At 67.1% G+C, this 14,166-nt stretch carries 13 protein-coding genes; 7 read left to right on the top strand and 6 right to left on the bottom strand.

All coding sequences use genetic code 11. The features are described 5' to 3' along the window. Positions 1-2: 2 nt before the first annotated feature. A complete protein-coding gene (locus tag J3R73_RS05610) occupies positions 3-872 on the bottom strand; it encodes a transporter substrate-binding domain-containing protein (RefSeq protein WP_307423494.1) in 870 nt (289 codons plus the stop codon). A gap of 116 nt (positions 873-988) precedes the next feature. Here J3R73_RS05610 and J3R73_RS05605 point away from each other — a divergent pair, with 116 nt between their 5' ends. The 3 genes from J3R73_RS05605 to J3R73_RS05595 all read left to right on the top strand — a co-directional run bounded on the left by J3R73_RS05605 (position 989) and on the right by J3R73_RS05595 (position 3,601). Further along, a complete protein-coding gene (locus tag J3R73_RS05605) occupies positions 989-1,903 on the top strand; it encodes a LysR family transcriptional regulator (RefSeq protein ID WP_307423488.1) in 915 nt (304 codons plus the stop codon). 103 nt (positions 1,904-2,006) lie between these two features. After that, positions 2,007-2,723: a spermidine synthase family protein gene (locus tag J3R73_RS05600; protein WP_307423485.1), complete on the top strand. Its 717-nt coding sequence runs from the start codon at positions 2,007-2,009 to the stop codon at positions 2,721-2,723. 221 nt (positions 2,724-2,944) lie between these two features. Further along, positions 2,945-3,601 carry a hypothetical protein gene (locus J3R73_RS05595; protein WP_307437117.1) on the top strand — a complete coding sequence of 219 codons (657 nt, stop codon included), beginning with the start codon at positions 2,945-2,947 and terminating at the stop codon, positions 3,599-3,601. 19 nt (positions 3,602-3,620) lie between these two features. On the opposite strand, the gene J3R73_RS05590 is transcribed toward J3R73_RS05595, so the two are convergent. Beyond that, complete coding sequence (locus J3R73_RS05590; RefSeq protein WP_307423482.1) at positions 3,621-4,529, bottom strand: LysR family transcriptional regulator; 909 nt, start codon at positions 4,527-4,529, stop codon at positions 3,621-3,623. A 96-nt stretch (positions 4,530-4,625) separates the two neighbouring features. On the opposite strand from J3R73_RS05590, the gene J3R73_RS05585 reads away from it, so the two are divergent. The 3 genes from J3R73_RS05585 (at position 4,626) to J3R73_RS05575 (ending at position 7,868) form a co-directional block, all read left to right on the top strand. Further along, positions 4,626-5,504 (top strand): aldo/keto reductase family oxidoreductase, encoded by an 879-nt coding sequence (locus tag J3R73_RS05585; RefSeq protein WP_307423481.1) that lies wholly within the window; start codon positions 4,626-4,628, stop codon positions 5,502-5,504. 127 nt (positions 5,505-5,631) lie between these two features. Further along, on the top strand, positions 5,632-6,813 hold the full coding sequence (ampC, locus tag J3R73_RS05580; protein WP_370879844.1) for a class C beta-lactamase: 1,182 nt from the start codon (positions 5,632-5,634) through the stop codon (positions 6,811-6,813). Between the two features lie 98 nt (positions 6,814-6,911). Beyond that, complete coding sequence (locus tag J3R73_RS05575) at positions 6,912-7,868, top strand: sugar-binding transcriptional regulator (RefSeq protein ID WP_307423477.1); 957 nt, start codon at positions 6,912-6,914, stop codon at positions 7,866-7,868. 160 nt (positions 7,869-8,028) lie between these two features. Here the strand turns inward: J3R73_RS05575 and dhaL are convergent, their stop codons facing one another. The 4 genes from dhaL to J3R73_RS05555 all read right to left on the bottom strand — a co-directional run bounded on the left by dhaL (position 8,029) and on the right by J3R73_RS05555 (position 13,310). Beyond that, positions 8,029-9,795 (bottom strand): dihydroxyacetone kinase subunit DhaL, encoded by a 1,767-nt coding sequence (gene dhaL, locus J3R73_RS05570; RefSeq protein WP_307423474.1) that lies wholly within the window; start codon positions 9,793-9,795, stop codon positions 8,029-8,031. Between the two features lie 37 nt (positions 9,796-9,832). Continuing rightward, positions 9,833-10,798: an ABC transporter permease gene (locus J3R73_RS05565; protein ID WP_307423472.1), complete on the bottom strand. Its 966-nt coding sequence runs from the start codon at positions 10,796-10,798 to the stop codon at positions 9,833-9,835. 4 nt (positions 10,799-10,802) lie between these two features. After that, the gene (locus J3R73_RS05560) at positions 10,803-12,287 is read right to left on the bottom strand and encodes a sugar ABC transporter ATP-binding protein (protein WP_307423468.1); all 1,485 of its coding nucleotides are present in this window, start codon (positions 12,285-12,287) and stop codon (positions 10,803-10,805) included. A gap of 78 nt (positions 12,288-12,365) precedes the next feature. Continuing rightward, positions 12,366-13,310 (bottom strand): substrate-binding domain-containing protein, encoded by a 945-nt coding sequence (locus tag J3R73_RS05555; protein WP_307423467.1) that lies wholly within the window; start codon positions 13,308-13,310, stop codon positions 12,366-12,368. 425 nt (positions 13,311-13,735) lie between these two features. Between J3R73_RS05555 and J3R73_RS05550 the strand changes: the two genes are divergently transcribed. Further along, on the top strand, positions 13,736-14,014 hold the full coding sequence (locus J3R73_RS05550; protein WP_307423464.1) for an HU family DNA-binding protein: 279 nt from the start codon (positions 13,736-13,738) through the stop codon (positions 14,012-14,014). The last annotated feature ends 152 nt before the right edge of the window (positions 14,015-14,166 follow it).

Here is a 14,166-nt window from a genome sequence, read left to right as displayed (position 1 = left end):
GCCTATTCGGTCAGGATCTTGGGCGGCACGACCAGCCCGTAATCGGTGTTGTACTTCTGGAAGATCTCCTTGGCGGTGCCGTCCGCCTCGAGGATCGACAAGGCGTCATAGATGGCCTTGGCCAGGTCCTTGTTGCCCTTCGTCAGGCCGACGGCCTTGATGTCGTGCGTCTTCATCGAAAAGGCCCTGGCGTAGGCCGCGGGGTTGCTGCCCACCATGGAATCGATCAGGGCCAGGTCGTCGATCAGGAAGTCGGCGCGTCCGTTCTGCACGAGGCGGGCGCCGGCCGGGATGTCGGCGGTGGGCACGATGCCGACGGACGCCTTGCCGGCCTTTTCGCAGTCCGCGCTCATCCGGCGCAATTGGGCTTCCTCGACGGTTCCGAGGCCGGCCGTTCCGGTCAGGCCGCAGGCATCGACGAGCGTTTTGAGCTGCTTGGGATTTCCCGCCGGTACCAGCACCCCGCTCGCAGACGACATCTCGGCGACGAAGTCGATCTGCTTGGCCCGCGCCGGCGTGTAGAGCAGCGTGTCCCACATGACGTCGATCTGGCCGGCGATGATGGCCGGCAGCAGGCCTGACCACGCCCCCGTCACGAATTCGACCGGGGTCCCGATACATTTGAACGTCGCCCGGGCGAGATCCGCATCGAGGCCGGCCATCTGGCTGAAATCCTTCGGGTCGCGGAAGCTGTAGGGCGGACTTTCGCCGTCCTGGCCGATCCTGATCGTCTTGCCGACGAGGCCGGGATATTTCGACGCGAGCTTCCCGGGTTCGCATTTCAGGTCTGCGGCCATCGCTGTACTGACGCCGAACCCGACAGTCAGGCTCGCAGCGACGGCCCAGGCACGCAAAGATTTGTTATTGAACATGTTTTTGTTCCCCATTGGCGGTGCAAGGCTCAACGGGTTTCATTTTGCGTTGCAATATCGATGTTGACAATTAATATCGGTTGATGCCTTCCCATGCATAAATGTTATGGACGCTCGTGAATATCCGCAGCCTGGAAACACTCCTCTGGATTACGCGCCTGGGCAGCTTCAGCGCCGCCGCGCGGCATCTGCGCCTCACCCAGCCGGCGATCACCAGGCGGATAAACGAGCTGGAGGCCGATTTGGGCGCGCCGCTCTTCAACCGCGAGAGGCCGCAGATCACCCTGACCGCCGCCGGCAAGAAGTGCCTCCAGATCGCCGAGCGTATCGTCGCCGACATCTCGGCGCTGCGGGCGGCGGTGGACGACAATGCGGGTCTCATCGGCGTGATCCGGCTGGGCGTCGCCGAAGTCATCGCTCTGAGCTGGCTGGACAGGTTGCTGGTGCGCATTGCGGAGCGATATCCGAACATTGAGGTCGATCTCGACATCGACCTTTCCGCCCGCCTCGTGAACAAGTTGAATTCCCGCAACATCGACATGGCCCTGCTGCCCGGACCGGTGGCCCTGCCCGGTGCGGTGACGGAATCGCTCGGTTCCTACGGACTGAGCTGGATGGCGCATCCGGCCCTGGTGAAGATCGATCGCGACATCACGCCGGCCGATTTCGCCGATGTTCCCATCCTGACCGCCCCCAAGGACGCGAACGTCTTCTCCATCATGCAGAAATGGTTCGTGGATGCGGGGGTGAAGCCCCGCCGGGTCAGCTATTGCGCCAGCTTCAGCGTCATTGCCTCCCTGGTGCGCAAGGGCATCGGCGCAAGCCTGCTGCCGCATGATTTCTTTCGCGATCACGTTGAGGAAGGCGCGATGGTGATCGTGCCGGCAAGCCCCCGGATCGGGCCTGCCGAATATTACGTCTCCTATCTGCCCACCGGCGAGATGAGCTTCCTCCCCGAAATCGCCTCCTTCGCCAAGGAGGAGAGCTGGTTCTTCAAGGCCGACGAGAACCGGTCGGGCTGGAGCGCGTGAGGAACCATGCCTCGAAGCAAAGGGCGGGAACAAAAGGCGTTCCCGCGCAAACCCGTTTGCTCTAGACCGGGCCATCCTGCCGCATCCTGCCGATGAGTCCCCCGTGATCCCCTGGAAGCACCTCGACACCTCTACGGTCCCCGGCGGCGGCGAACTGCGCCTGATGCAGCGCGGCGCCGAGTTTTCGATCATGCTCGGCAGGATCGAACTGATGAACAGCCGGCTCAGCGGCTCGGAAGAAGCGCTCGCGACCTTGACGCGCCAGCGCATCGGCGAGCGCAGGCGGCCGCGCATCCTCATCGGCGGGCTGGGCATGGGCTTCACCCTGCGCGCGGCGCTGGCCTGCTTTGCCGCGGATGCCGAGATCGTCGTCTCGGAGCTGGTGCCGGCGGTCGTCGCCTGGGCCAGGGGCCCGATGGCCGCGATCTTCGGGAACTGCCTCGATGATCCGCGCGTGCGCATCGAGGAAGTCGATGTCGGCACGGTGATCCGGTCGGGGCGCCGGTTCGATGCCATCCTGCTCGACGTCGACAATGGCCCGGAGGGCCTCACCCGTCCCTCCAACGACCGTCTCTACGACCTCGAAGGCTTGGCCGCCGCCCGGGCCGCCCTGGCGCCGAGCGGCGTGCTGGCGGTCTGGTCGCAGGGGCCCGACCCGAAATTCGGGCAGCGCCTGGTCCGGAGCGGGTTCATCGTCGACGAAGTGCGCGTGCGTGCCAACAAGGGCCGCAGCGGCGCACGGCATGTCATCTGGTTCGCGAGCAGAAGCAGAACGCCCGTCCCTCCCCCGAAACCGCGCCCGGCCGCGGCGCGGCGATGATCGCCGCTCCCGGCGTGCGAGAGAGGAGACGGCCGAGGCTCCAAGCCCGCGGCCGCTCGAAGGCTCCTGCTGCGGTCGCCCTGCCCGCCGGCCCGTCACGCCATCCTTGTGCCGCAGTTTCCTGCTGCTGACCGGGGCCCGAGAATTTCCCTCCTGACCCGAAATCCCGCCCCGTGTCCAAGCCCCATCTCGTCATCCACAATTATGCCGTCGATTTCTGGATGGCCCGCGCGGCCGTTCTGGTCGTCGCCCTGCTGCAGCTCCTGCTGGTCAACGACCTGACCTTCGGGCCGCGCTGGCTGGCGCCGGCGGTGGAGTTCGTCATGCTCGTTCCGCTGTCGATCGCCACCGCCTGGAACCAGGCGAAGGTGCGCGTCGCGACAGCAGAGCACCATTGGCAGGCGATCGGCAATTATCGCCTGTGGATCAGGCGGGCCGCCATCCTGCTCACCGGCGTGATCAGCCTGATCAACTGCGGCGCGCTGTTCGAGCTCGTCAGGAACCTCCTCCACGGTCACGGCGGCAGCGCACAGATGCTGCTTGTCGATGCCCTCAACATCTGGATCACCAACGTCATCATCTTCGCGCTGTGGTTCTGGAGCACCGATCGCGGCGGTCCGCCGACCTGCGGCCTGACAAAGCGGGCCGAAGCCGATTTCCTCTTCCCGCAGATGACGCTGCCCGACCGCGAATTCGGCACCTGGATCCCGGGCTTCGTCGACTATCTCTTCCTGGCGTTCACCAATGCGACGGCCTTCTCGCCGACCGATACGCTGCCGCTGTCGGCGCGCGCCAAGCTGCTGATGATGACGGAGGCGATGATCTCCCTGCTCACGGTCGCCCTGGTCGCCGCCCGGGCCGTCAACATCCTGGCCTGAACGGCGGCGCGGCCATCCGTCAGGGCCGGTCGGGCGGCGCCTTGATGAAATCGACGAACGCCCGCAGCGGCGGCGGCACCAGCCGCCGTCCCGGATAATACAGGAACGGTCCCGAGAAACGCTGCCACCACGGTTCGAGGACGGGCTCGAGCGCCCCGCTGTCGAAATAGGGCCGCAGCCAGTCCTCGAAGAGATAGACGACGCCCGTGCCGGCGATGGCGGCGTCGACGGCGAGATCCGTCGCCGCGCCGATCCTTACCAGCAGCGGCCCGGCGGGATCGACCAGCACCACCTCGCCGTCGCGTTCGAACTCCCACGGCACCGTCGCCCTGTTGGCAAAACGGCCGAGCAGGCAGGCATGGGCGAGCAGCTCGCGCGGATGGTCCGGCCGCCCGTGCCGATCGAGATAGGCCGGCGAGGCGGCAGCGGCGAAGCGCTGGACACGCGGCCCGATCGGCACGGCGATCATGTCCTGCTCCAGCCGCTCGTCATAGCGGATGCCGGCGTCGCAGCCGGCCGCCAGCAGGTCGACGAAGCTTTCCTCGGCAACCACTTCCAGCCTGATGTCGGGATAGGCGGCGAGAAAACGGGGAACGATCGCGGGCAACACCAGCCGCACCGCGCTGACCGGCACGTTGAGGCGCAGCCAGCCCGCCGGCCTGCCTCGAAAGCCGTTCACCACGTCGAGCGCTGCCTCCACCTCGGCCAAGGCCGGGCCCAGCCGTGCCAGCAGCCCCTCGCCCGCTTCGGTGGGGACGACGCTGCGCGTCGTCCGGTTCAGCAGCCTGACGCCGAGCTGCGCCTCCAGGCGGCGCACCGCCTCGCTGAGACCGGACGCGCTGGCGCCGCTCGCGCGCGCGCCGTCGCGAAAACCTTTGGCGCGCGCCACGGCCACGAAGGCGTCGAGATCGCCCAGCTCCACCTTCATTGTTCGCTTCTCCGCACAGCCCGTGCAGATTGTACCGGATTTTCACCGATGCCGACATGGCCTATCTTTAAGGCCGACTTGCAAGGAGATTGCATCATGACCCCTATCGACCAAGCCGGCACATTCACCCTCGGCGGCCGCAGCGTGAAGCGGCTCGGCTATGGCGCCATGCAGTTGGCGGGGCCCGGCGTGTTCGGGCCGCCCAAGGACCATGACGCCGCGGTGGCCGTGCTGCGCGAAGCGGTGGCGAGCGGCATCAACCATGTCGACACCAGCGATTTCTATGGCCCGCACGTCACCAACCGGCTGATCCGCGAGGCGCTCGCGCCCTACCCGGACGATCTCGTCATCGTCACCAAGATCGGCGCCCGGCGCGGCGACGACGCATCCTGGCTTCCGGCCTTCTCGCCCGAAGACCTGGCTACCGCGGTTCATGACAATCTCCGAAATCTCGGCGTAGACGTGCTCGACGTCGTCAATCTCCGCATCATGTTCAGCGTGCACGGACCCGCCGAAGGATCGATCGAGGCGCCGCTCGCCGCCCTGGCGGAGCTCCAGCGGCAGGGCCTGGTGCGCCAGATCGGCCTGAGCAACGTCACGCCCGCGCAGATCGCCGAAGGGCGGAGGATCTGCGAGATCGCCTGCGTGCAGAACCAGTACAACCTGGCGCATCGGGCCGACGACGCCCTGATCGACGAACTCGCCCGCGACGGCATCGCCTATGTGCCCTTCTTCCCGCTCGGCGGCTTCAGCCCGCTGCAGTCCTCGACCCTCTCGGCCGTCGCCGCGCGCCTCGGCGCGACCCCGATGCAGGTGGCGCTCGCCTGGCTGCTTCGCCGCGCGCCCAACATCCTGCTGATCCCCGGAACCTCCTCCGTCGCGCATCTGCGGGAAAACCTCGCTGCGGCCACGCTGACCCTGCCGGACGACGCCATCGGGGAGTTGGACACCGTCGCAGGCATCGGCGCCGCCTGATCCGGCGCGAGGCGCGGGCTGCGGAACGCCGCCGCCGATCCCTCGTCCGCCCGGCTGTTGCGATGCCGCCCCTCTGCGTTGTAGATCGCACGGGAGGGGCGGCCGGGCAGCGACAGGGATTGAGCGGATGAGGCGACCCACCCTTCGGAGTGCCGCGATCGCGGCGGTGTGCATCGGCGCCCTCCTCCCGATGACCCGCCAGGCGAACGCCGACGAGAAGGCCGACATCGGCAAGGTCGTGGCGGAGGCGATCCGGCCGGTGATGGCGCGATATGGCGTGCCCGGCATGGCGGTGGGGATCGTCGTGAAGGGACGGGGCTACGTCTACGATTACGGCGTGGCGTCGAAGGCGACGGGAAATCCCGTCTCGGGCGAGACGCTCTTCGAGATCGGCTCCTGCAGCAAGACCTTCACCGCGACCCTCGCTTCCTATGCGCAGGTCAGCGGCAAATTATCGCTGTCCGACCGGGCGAGCCGATATCTTCCTTCTTTGCGGGGCAGCAGCTTCGACGCGGTGAGCCTGCTCAATCTGGGGACGCACACCTCGGGAGGCCTGCCCCTGCAGGTACCCGACGGCATCACCACTGACGATGGACTGATGGCGTATTTCCGGCGCTGGAAGCCGACCTACGCGCCCGGAACGTATCGGACCTACGCCAATCCGAGTATCGGCATGCTCGGCATGATCGCCGCCAGGAGCATGAACGGGGACTTCGTCGCCCTGATGGAGAGCAGGCTGTTCCCGGCGCTGGGCCTGCGGCACACCTATCTCGATGTTCCCGCCTCCCGCATGGAAGATTACGCGCAAGGCTACACCACGAAGGATGCGCCGGTCCGGATGGCGCCCGGCGTGCTGGCGGCGGAAGCCTATGGCATCCGGACGACGGCCGGCGACATGCTGCGCTTCGTCGAAGCCAATATGGGCATGCTCGCCCTCGACCCGACATTGCAGCGCGCCCTATCGAGCACCCATACGGGCTATTACCGGATCGGCCCGATGACGCAGGACCTCATCTGGGAGCAGTATCGATACCCGCCGCGGCTGGCGGACCTGCTGGCGGGCAATTCGGCCGCGATCGCGCTCAAGGCCAATCCGGCGACCGAAATCGATCCCCCGCTGGCGCCCCGAGACGACGTCCTGATCAACAAGACGGGATCGACGAACGGCTTCGGCGCCTATGTGGCGTTCGTTCCCGCCGGAAAGATCGGCATCGTGCTGCTGGCCAACAAGAACTATCCGATCGACGCCCGCGTGACCGCCGCCTACGGCATATTGATGCGGCTGGACGAGGCGGCCTCGAAGGACTGATGCAGCGGCCGGGCATCCGCCGCGTTCGCCCCGTCTCTTCGCGCCGGCGTCCGGCGAGGCCGGTTGAACTCGGCGGACGCTGCGGATAGGACAGGAGGATGACCGAAGATCCCGGACCTTTCAACGAGGAGCTCGAACGCGCGCGCGTTGCCTGGCTCTATTTCGTCGGCGGCCAGACCCAGCAGGAAATCGCGCAGCGGATGAACATCACGCGGCTGAAGGTCAACAAGATCATCGGCCAGCTCAGGGATTCCGGCAGCGTTCAGGTCACCGTCAGCCTGCCGCTCAGCGATTGCGTCGACCTGGCGGAGAAGGTCTCGGCGCGCTACGGCCTGGTGGAATCGGTCGTCGTGCCCGACCTCGACGATTACATCGAGCAGAAGCGGGTGATCGGCGAGGCTGCCGGCATCCTGGCCAGCCCCCTCATCCATGAGCATGACATGGGCGTCGGCATCGGTTCCGGACGGACGCTGAGCTTCGCGGTGCGCGCCCTGCGCGCCCGCCCGAAGCCCGAGAGCTGGGTGGTCGGCCTGACGGGCGGCGTCACCAGCGGATCGGCGACGAACACCTTCGAGGTCGCCACCGCCTTCGCGCGCATCCTCGGCGTGGAGTGCCATTACCTCACCGCGCCGATCTATTGCGCCAATCCGGAAAGCCGCAACGCCGTGCTGCTGAACGAGGAATTGACGGATGTCCTGGCCCGCACCGAAATCGCCGATATCGGCCTGGTATCCTGCGGCCCGCTCACCCAGGACACCTCCCTCACCCAGATCCGGGTGGTGAAGGACCATCTCGATACGGTGCTGAGGCTCGGCGCGGTCGGCGAATTCATGGGCTGCTTCCTCGACGCGCAGGGGCGGCCGATCGACCATTTCCTCAACGAATCGATCATCGCCCTGCCGCCGGACAAGCTGAAGCTGAAGCCGGTCTCCGTGCTCGTCTCGGGCGGCCTCAACAAGATCCCCGTCATCCGGGCGATCCTGCGCGCCGGCTACGTCAACCGCCTGGTGACCAACGAGACGGTCGCCCGCGCCCTGCTGCAGGGCCCGCGCTGAGACGCTTGTCGTCTCCATGTCATCCCGTGCGCACCGCATCCCGCAGGGGTGCGGTGCAGACACGCGACCGCGCGCGGAAGGAACCTCATCCTGCACGCGGTCCCGGATCTGCGAAGCGCCACTGCCGTGCCGCGTCGCGTCCGGGACGACGCAGGCATCGTCAGGCGAGCGCTCGCTCCAAAGCGGCGGTCATCGCCCGCAGCGTGACATAGGTCGAGGCCGCGCCGGGGTCGATATGGCCGACGGAGCGTTCGCCCAGCTTGGCCGAGCGCCCACGGCGCGATTCCATCGCCGCCGTCGCCTTCATGCCGGCCTCGGCCCCGTCGCGCGCCGCGGTGAGGATGTCGAGGGTGGCCCCCCCGCCGGCCGCCCGCTCGGTCGCGGCCGCCACCGCCGGAAGCCAGGCATCGATCATCGTCTTGTCCCCCGGCTCCGCCCTGCCCCGGTCACGGATGCCCTGGCAGGCGGCGGACAGCCAGTCGACCATCGCTCCGCCGTCGAGGTTCAGCCGGTGCCCCACGGCGGTTCCCGCCCGCAGGAAGGCCGTGGCGTAGAGCGGGCCGGACGAGGCGCCGACAGCGTCCAGGAAGGCCTTCGCCATCCGCTTGCAGGTGCCTTCGATCGTTTCGTCCTCGGGAGTGTCCTCCATGGCCCGCTGCACGGCCTTCCAGCCGATCTCCATGGTGACGCCGTGGTCGCCGTCCCCGATGACGCCGTCGAGTTCGGAGAGCCAGTCCTTCTCGGCGATGATCTGCTCGCCGACATTGTGCATCATCACGCGGAAGATGGCCGGCGTGACGTCGCCTTCGGTGACGAGCTCGCGCGGCGAGGCCGTCGGGCTGATGCGGGCGTCCGCGGCCCGCTCCGCCCGGCGGCTGCGCGCGCCGGCGGCCGCGCCCTGCTCCAGGGCGCCGACCGTCAGGGCCGGCGTGCGGCACGGATGGTCGAGCAGCGCCTGCAGCGTGTCGTCCAGCTTGATCAGCGTGACGGAGGCGCCCGCCATCTCGAGAGACGTGGCGTATTCCCCGACCCAGGACGCGTGGATCCGCACATCGAGCGCGTCGAGCCGCTGCTTGACCCTCCGGAAGATCAGATAGAGTTCGATCTGCGAGGTGGCCCCCAGCCCGTTGACCAGCACGCCGACGCGGTCGCCGGCCTTCAGCGCCAATTCGCCGATGACCGCATCCGTCAATTCATCGGTGACCTCGTCGGCGGGCGCGAGCTTCTGGCGGCGGATGCCCGGCTCACCATGTAGCCCCATGCCGATTTCCATGTCCTCGTCGCCGATGGTGAAGTTCGGCTTTCCCGTCTGCGGCAGGGAGCAGGCGCCCAGTGCGACGCCCATCGACCGCGTCGCCTCGTTCGCCGCCCGGGCGAGCGCTTCCACGCGCGCCAGCGGCTCGCCGAGGTCGGCTGCGGCGCCGGCGATCTTGAAGACGAAGAAATCGCCCGCGATCCCGCGCCGTTCGGACTTCCGGTCGATCGGAGCCGAGGCGACGTCGTCGGCGACGGCCACGTGGCGGACGACGGTACCGCCCAGCGTCAGTTCCTCGGCCGCCATGGTGAAGTTCAGCACGTCGCCGGTGTAGTTGCCGTAGAGCATGAGCACGCCGACGCCGCCGTCCGCCGCCCGCGCCGCCTCGACGATGTGGGCGGGCGAGGGCGAGGCGAACACATTGCCGACGGCCGCCGCATCGGCGAGCCCGCGTCCGACATAGCCGGCAAAGGCCGGCTCGTGTCCGGAGCCGCCGCCGATGACGATTGCGACCTTGCCGTCGCGCGGCCCGTCCACGGCCACCACCGCGCGCCCGGTCGCGCCCTCGACGCGCAGCATGCCGGGATGGGCGCCCGCCATTCCCTCGATCATTTCAGCGATGATGTTTTCCGGCGCGTTGATCAGTTTCTTGGTCTTGGGTTTTTCAGTCATGATTGTGTCTTCCGCCAAAAAGGGACCGCCGCGGCGCTCATGCTGCGTCGTGGCGCAGATAGCGGCGTGAAATTGCGTCGAAGGAGATCGCGATGACGACGATCGCGCCGGAAACGATGCCCTGCCAATAGGGCGAGACCCCGAAGAGAACGATGATGTTCTCGATGATGGCGATGATCCCCGCGCCGAAGATGGCGCCGATCGGGCTGCCGACGCCGCCCGTCGTGGCGACGCCGCCGATGACCGAGGCGGCGATCGGCGCCAGCACCCAGGTATCGCCGATGGACGGCTGCGCCGTGCCGAGCCGCGCCACCATCAGCACGCCGGCCAGCGCGGCGAGCGCACCGGCGACGACGAACACGATGACGCGGATCCGGTCGACGCGGACGCCCAGCATCCTGGCGCCGGCCTGATTGTTGCCGATGGCATACATGTAGCGGCCGAACGGCGTCTTCAGCATCACGAAGGTGGCGACGGCGAGCGCCGCCAGCATGATGAGGAAGGGAACCGGCACCCCCAGGACGTCGCCCCGGCCCAGGAACTGCACCTTCTGCGGAATGCCGGTGATGGCCACGCCGCGCGTCAGCACCAGATTGGCGCCGCCGAAGATGCCGGCCGTGCCGATCGTCAGCACCAGCGAATGCAACCTCAGGGCGGTGACCAGCAGGCCGTTCACCGCGCCCAGGCAGGCGCCGAGACCCAAGGCGAGGGCCATGGCGGTGTAGGGCTCGATGCCGAGCTTGACCATGAGGATGCCGGAAACCACGCCGCACAGCCCGCCGGTGACGCCGAGCGAGAGGTCGAGCTCGCCGAGGACCATCAGCATGGACTGCCCGATGGTGATCAGTCCGACGAAGGCGAGCCCCCGCGCGATGACCGACATGTTGTAGGGGCTCAGGAAGTAGGGGGAGGCGACCGCCGACAGCGCGAATATCACGGCCAGCGCCACGAAGACTCCGGCCAGCGGGCTGCGCAGCACAATTGCGAAGGGCTTCGATTGCATCGGCTCAAACTTCCGTTCCGAATATGGCGCCCACAAGCGTTTCCGTGCTGGTTTCGGCCGTGCCGAATTCGCCGGTGACGCGCCCGTTATGCATCGTGACGATGCGGCTGGAGCATTGTCGCAGCTCGTTGATCTCGGAGGACACCAGGATGACGCCGACGCCCTCCTGCGCCAGGGTCTTCATGATGCGATAGATTTCCGCCTTGGTGCGGATGTCTATGCCCTTGGTCGGCTCGTCGAAGATCAGGATGCGCGGCCGCGTCGCCATGGCGCGCCCGATGATCGCCTTCTGCTGGTTGCCACCGGAGAGGTTGGAGATGCGCTTGCCCATGCCCGCGGTCCGGATGCCGTAATCGTCGATGATCTTCTGGACCGCGCTGCGCTCCCGCGGCAGGCTGATGCCGAGCGGGCCGCTCGTCAGCGACAGGATGGAAAGGCCGATATTCTCGCGCAGCGACAGCATCGGGAAGATGCCGTGATGCTTGCGCTCTTCCGACAGGTACAGCATGCCGCCCGCGACCGAGCGGGACGTGTCGTTCAGGCGCCAGTCCCGGCCCTCGACCTTCACCGTGCCGGCGGTCGCCTTGAGGTAGCCGAAGATCGTCTGCATCACCTCCGACCGCCCGGCACCGACGAGACCGGCAAAGCCGAGGATCTCCCCGCGGCGCAGATCGAAGTTCACATCCTGGAACCGGGCGCCGGAAAGGCCCCGCACCTCGAGGATCGGCTCGCTCGCCGGGGTCTCGGGGCGGAAGTGATCGTCGAACGTCAGGTGCCGCCCCGACATGGCGCGGATCAGCCCGGCCTCGGTCACATCGGCGATCCGGCCGCTTTCGACCTTCTCGCCATTGCGCAGCACGGTGTAGTCGTCGCCGATCTGGAAGACTTCTTCCATCTTGTGGCTGATGAACACGATGGCGTGGTCACGATCGAGGAGCCCCCGGATCACCTTGAAGACGCGCTCGACCTCGACCCGCGTGAGCGAGGATGTCGGCTCGTCGAGGATCAGCACCTTCATGTCGGCATTGGTGCAGGCGCGGGCGATCTGCAGCAATTGCTGGTCGGACACCGAGATATGGGCGACCAGATCCTGCGGCTTCGCCTCGATGCCGAACCGGTCGAGATAGATCTGCGCCTCGGCCGTCAGCGCCCGGCGGTTGAACAGGAGGCCGCCATGTCCCGTGCGGCTCAAGGGCATGAACAGGTTTTCCGCCACGCTCATCTGCGGAAACAGCGTCAGTTCCTGGGGCACATAGGCGACGTTGCGGTAGAGCGTGGGGTCCTGGGCCGGGTCGCGGCCGTCGATCAGCACCTGCCCGCGCGAGGGACGGTCGGTGCCGGTCAGGATCTTCACGAGCGTCGATTTGCCGGCGCCGTTTTCCCCGGCGAGGATATGCGTGCGCCCCAATTCGATCTCGAGGTCGACGTTGTTCAGGGCGACCACGCCGGGGAAATCCCGGCCCAGCCCACGCGTTTCAAGATAAGCCATGGGAGCAACGCCTTCCGACATGATACGGTCAGGGGCGCAGCGATGCCGCGCCCCGACGACTCATCCAGCCGGGCTGCCTCAGCCGCCGACATTGGCCTTGGTGAGGAAGGCGTTTCCGGTGTCGACATAGCCGGGAACCGGCGCACCCGTCGCCTGCGCCCACAGCATCATCACCGACCAATAGCCCTGCAGCTCCGGCTGTGAAGCCGAGGAACTGTCGGCCACGCCCTTGCGGATCATGTCGAGCATTTCAGGCAGGTTGTCGAGGCCGACGAGCGTGACCTTGCCCTGCTTGCCGGCTTCGACGATGGCCTGGCCGATGCCGATCGGGCCGGAGGCGTCCGAGGCCACCCAGCCCTTGAGGTTGGGATGGGCCTGCATGATGGCCGCCGCCTGCTGCTGCGCGGTCTCGATGCTGTCATTGTCGATGCCTTCGGCGACGACCTTGATGCCGGGATGCTGGGCGAAGAGCTTGCGATGGCACTCGGCGCGGATCGCATGGTTCGGAGCGGTCGGCACGCCCTGCATGATGGCGACCTCACCCTCGCCGCCGAGAACCTCGACCAGCCGGCGGGCGGCGATGTTCGCCTGCTCGCAGAAATCCGAGCCGATATGGGTGATGGCCATGCCTTCCGGCGGAACGGAATCGAACAGGACCAGCGGGATCTTCTGCGACTGGGCCTCCTCCAGCGAGGCTCGGTTGCCCGAGGGATCGAGCAGGTCGATGGCGAGCCCGTCCGGATGGGTCGCCAGGGCACTGTCGAGGATCTGGTTCTGCTGCACGACGTCGGCCGTCTGCGGGGCGGAGTAGACGATCTCGATCGAGGCGCCGGTCTGGGCCTTCAGCGCCGCGGCGGCCGCCTGCGCGCCGTTGTTCACCTTGTCGAACCAGGGGTGCACGACCTTCGGCACGATGACGAAACGGTAGCTGTCCTTTTTCACGGTGCCGGCAGCGTTCTGCGCCCAGGCCGTGACCGGCAGGGCAAATGCGACACACGCCAGCACTGTAGCGAGCTTCTTCATGAATTCCTCCCTTGCATCGGGCGAAAGCCCTCCATTCGGACATGGGAGGAGGTTCCGCCGACAGGTGCTCATCGATTGCGGCACCTACAAGGCGACCTATACATATGTAATTTCGTTTTTACAAGAGTAAAAAGGCGCGATCGAACCGTCATGAGAGGCCGCCTTCCCTGGCCCGGACGCGGTTCGTTGCCCGCTCGATCGGGCCTCGAAACAGGCGCAGGGGAACGGCCTCGGGTGGCGCCCGAGCGGCGCCGCAGGCCTCTTCGCCGGGCCGCCGGCGGCAGCGCCGACCACCGACATCCCCGATTATCGAGGAAAAATGCTCGATTTCCGTGGATTTGGAGGCTTGAGCTTGCTGTGCGGCTTTCGCTCCTCCCCCTTTGCGTGCAAAGGAGCATGAGGAAACAGGCAGGAAGGAGCCTTTCATGACCACGACTAACGAAATCGCCGAGAAGATCGCGTCTGGAGAGAACCTCACCAAGGCCCAGGCGAAAGCGGTCGTCGAGTATGTCTTCAAGGCCATCGCGGATGCGGCCGTGGCCGGCGCGGAGACCTCGATCCCCGGCTTCGGAAAGTTCAAGGTGAAATCGACGCCCGAACGCGAAGGCCGCAATCCGGCCACCGGCGAGGCGATGACCATCGCCGCCTCGAAGAAGCTCACCTTCGTGCCGGCGAAGGCGATCAAGGACTCGCTCAACGCGTGAGGCCGCCGGGCCTGCCGCGAGCAGGTCCCGCCGACGCATCGAGGACCGCCCCCGGGCGCCGACCGATGCCGCTCGAAGCAGCCTGCGCGCGCCGAAGGCGCCGCGCTTCATGGTCCAAAGGAGGCGGCGCTGCCGCGAAGAGCGATGCGGCG

The sequence above is a fragment of the Labrys monachus genome, from assembly GCF_030814655.1.
Taxonomy (GTDB): domain Bacteria; phylum Pseudomonadota; class Alphaproteobacteria; order Rhizobiales; family Labraceae; genus Labrys; species Labrys monacha.
This window is presented reverse-complemented; position numbering and strand designations above follow the sequence as displayed.

What these genes read in the sequence shown, in the direction of transcription:
- J3R73_RS05610 (WP_307423494.1), bottom strand. Translation starts at nt 872, where the DNA reads ATGTTCAATAACAAATCTTTGCGTGCCTGGGCCGTCGCTGCGAGCCTG.
- J3R73_RS05595 (WP_307437117.1), top strand. Translation starts at nt 2,945, where the DNA reads ATGGCCCGCGCGGCCGTTCTGGTCGTCGCCCTGCTGCAGCTCCTGCTG.
- J3R73_RS05590 (WP_307423482.1), bottom strand. Translation starts at nt 4,529, where the DNA reads ATGAAGGTGGAGCTGGGCGATCTCGACGCCTTCGTGGCCGTGGCGCGC.
- J3R73_RS05585 (WP_307423481.1), top strand. Translation starts at nt 4,626, where the DNA reads ATGACCCCTATCGACCAAGCCGGCACATTCACCCTCGGCGGCCGCAGC.
- ampC (WP_370879844.1), top strand. Translation starts at nt 5,632, where the DNA reads ATGAGGCGACCCACCCTTCGGAGTGCCGCGATCGCGGCGGTGTGCATC.
- J3R73_RS05575 (WP_307423477.1), top strand. Translation starts at nt 6,912, where the DNA reads ATGACCGAAGATCCCGGACCTTTCAACGAGGAGCTCGAACGCGCGCGC.
- dhaL (WP_307423474.1), bottom strand. Translation starts at nt 9,795, where the DNA reads ATGACTGAAAAACCCAAGACCAAGAAACTGATCAACGCGCCGGAAAAC.
- J3R73_RS05565 (WP_307423472.1), bottom strand. Translation starts at nt 10,798, where the DNA reads ATGCAATCGAAGCCCTTCGCAATTGTGCTGCGCAGCCCGCTGGCCGGA.
- J3R73_RS05560 (WP_307423468.1), bottom strand. Translation starts at nt 12,287, where the DNA reads ATGGCTTATCTTGAAACGCGTGGGCTGGGCCGGGATTTCCCCGGCGTG.
- J3R73_RS05555 (WP_307423467.1), bottom strand. Translation starts at nt 13,310, where the DNA reads ATGAAGAAGCTCGCTACAGTGCTGGCGTGTGTCGCATTTGCCCTGCCG.
- J3R73_RS05550 (WP_307423464.1), top strand. Translation starts at nt 13,736, where the DNA reads ATGACCACGACTAACGAAATCGCCGAGAAGATCGCGTCTGGAGAGAAC.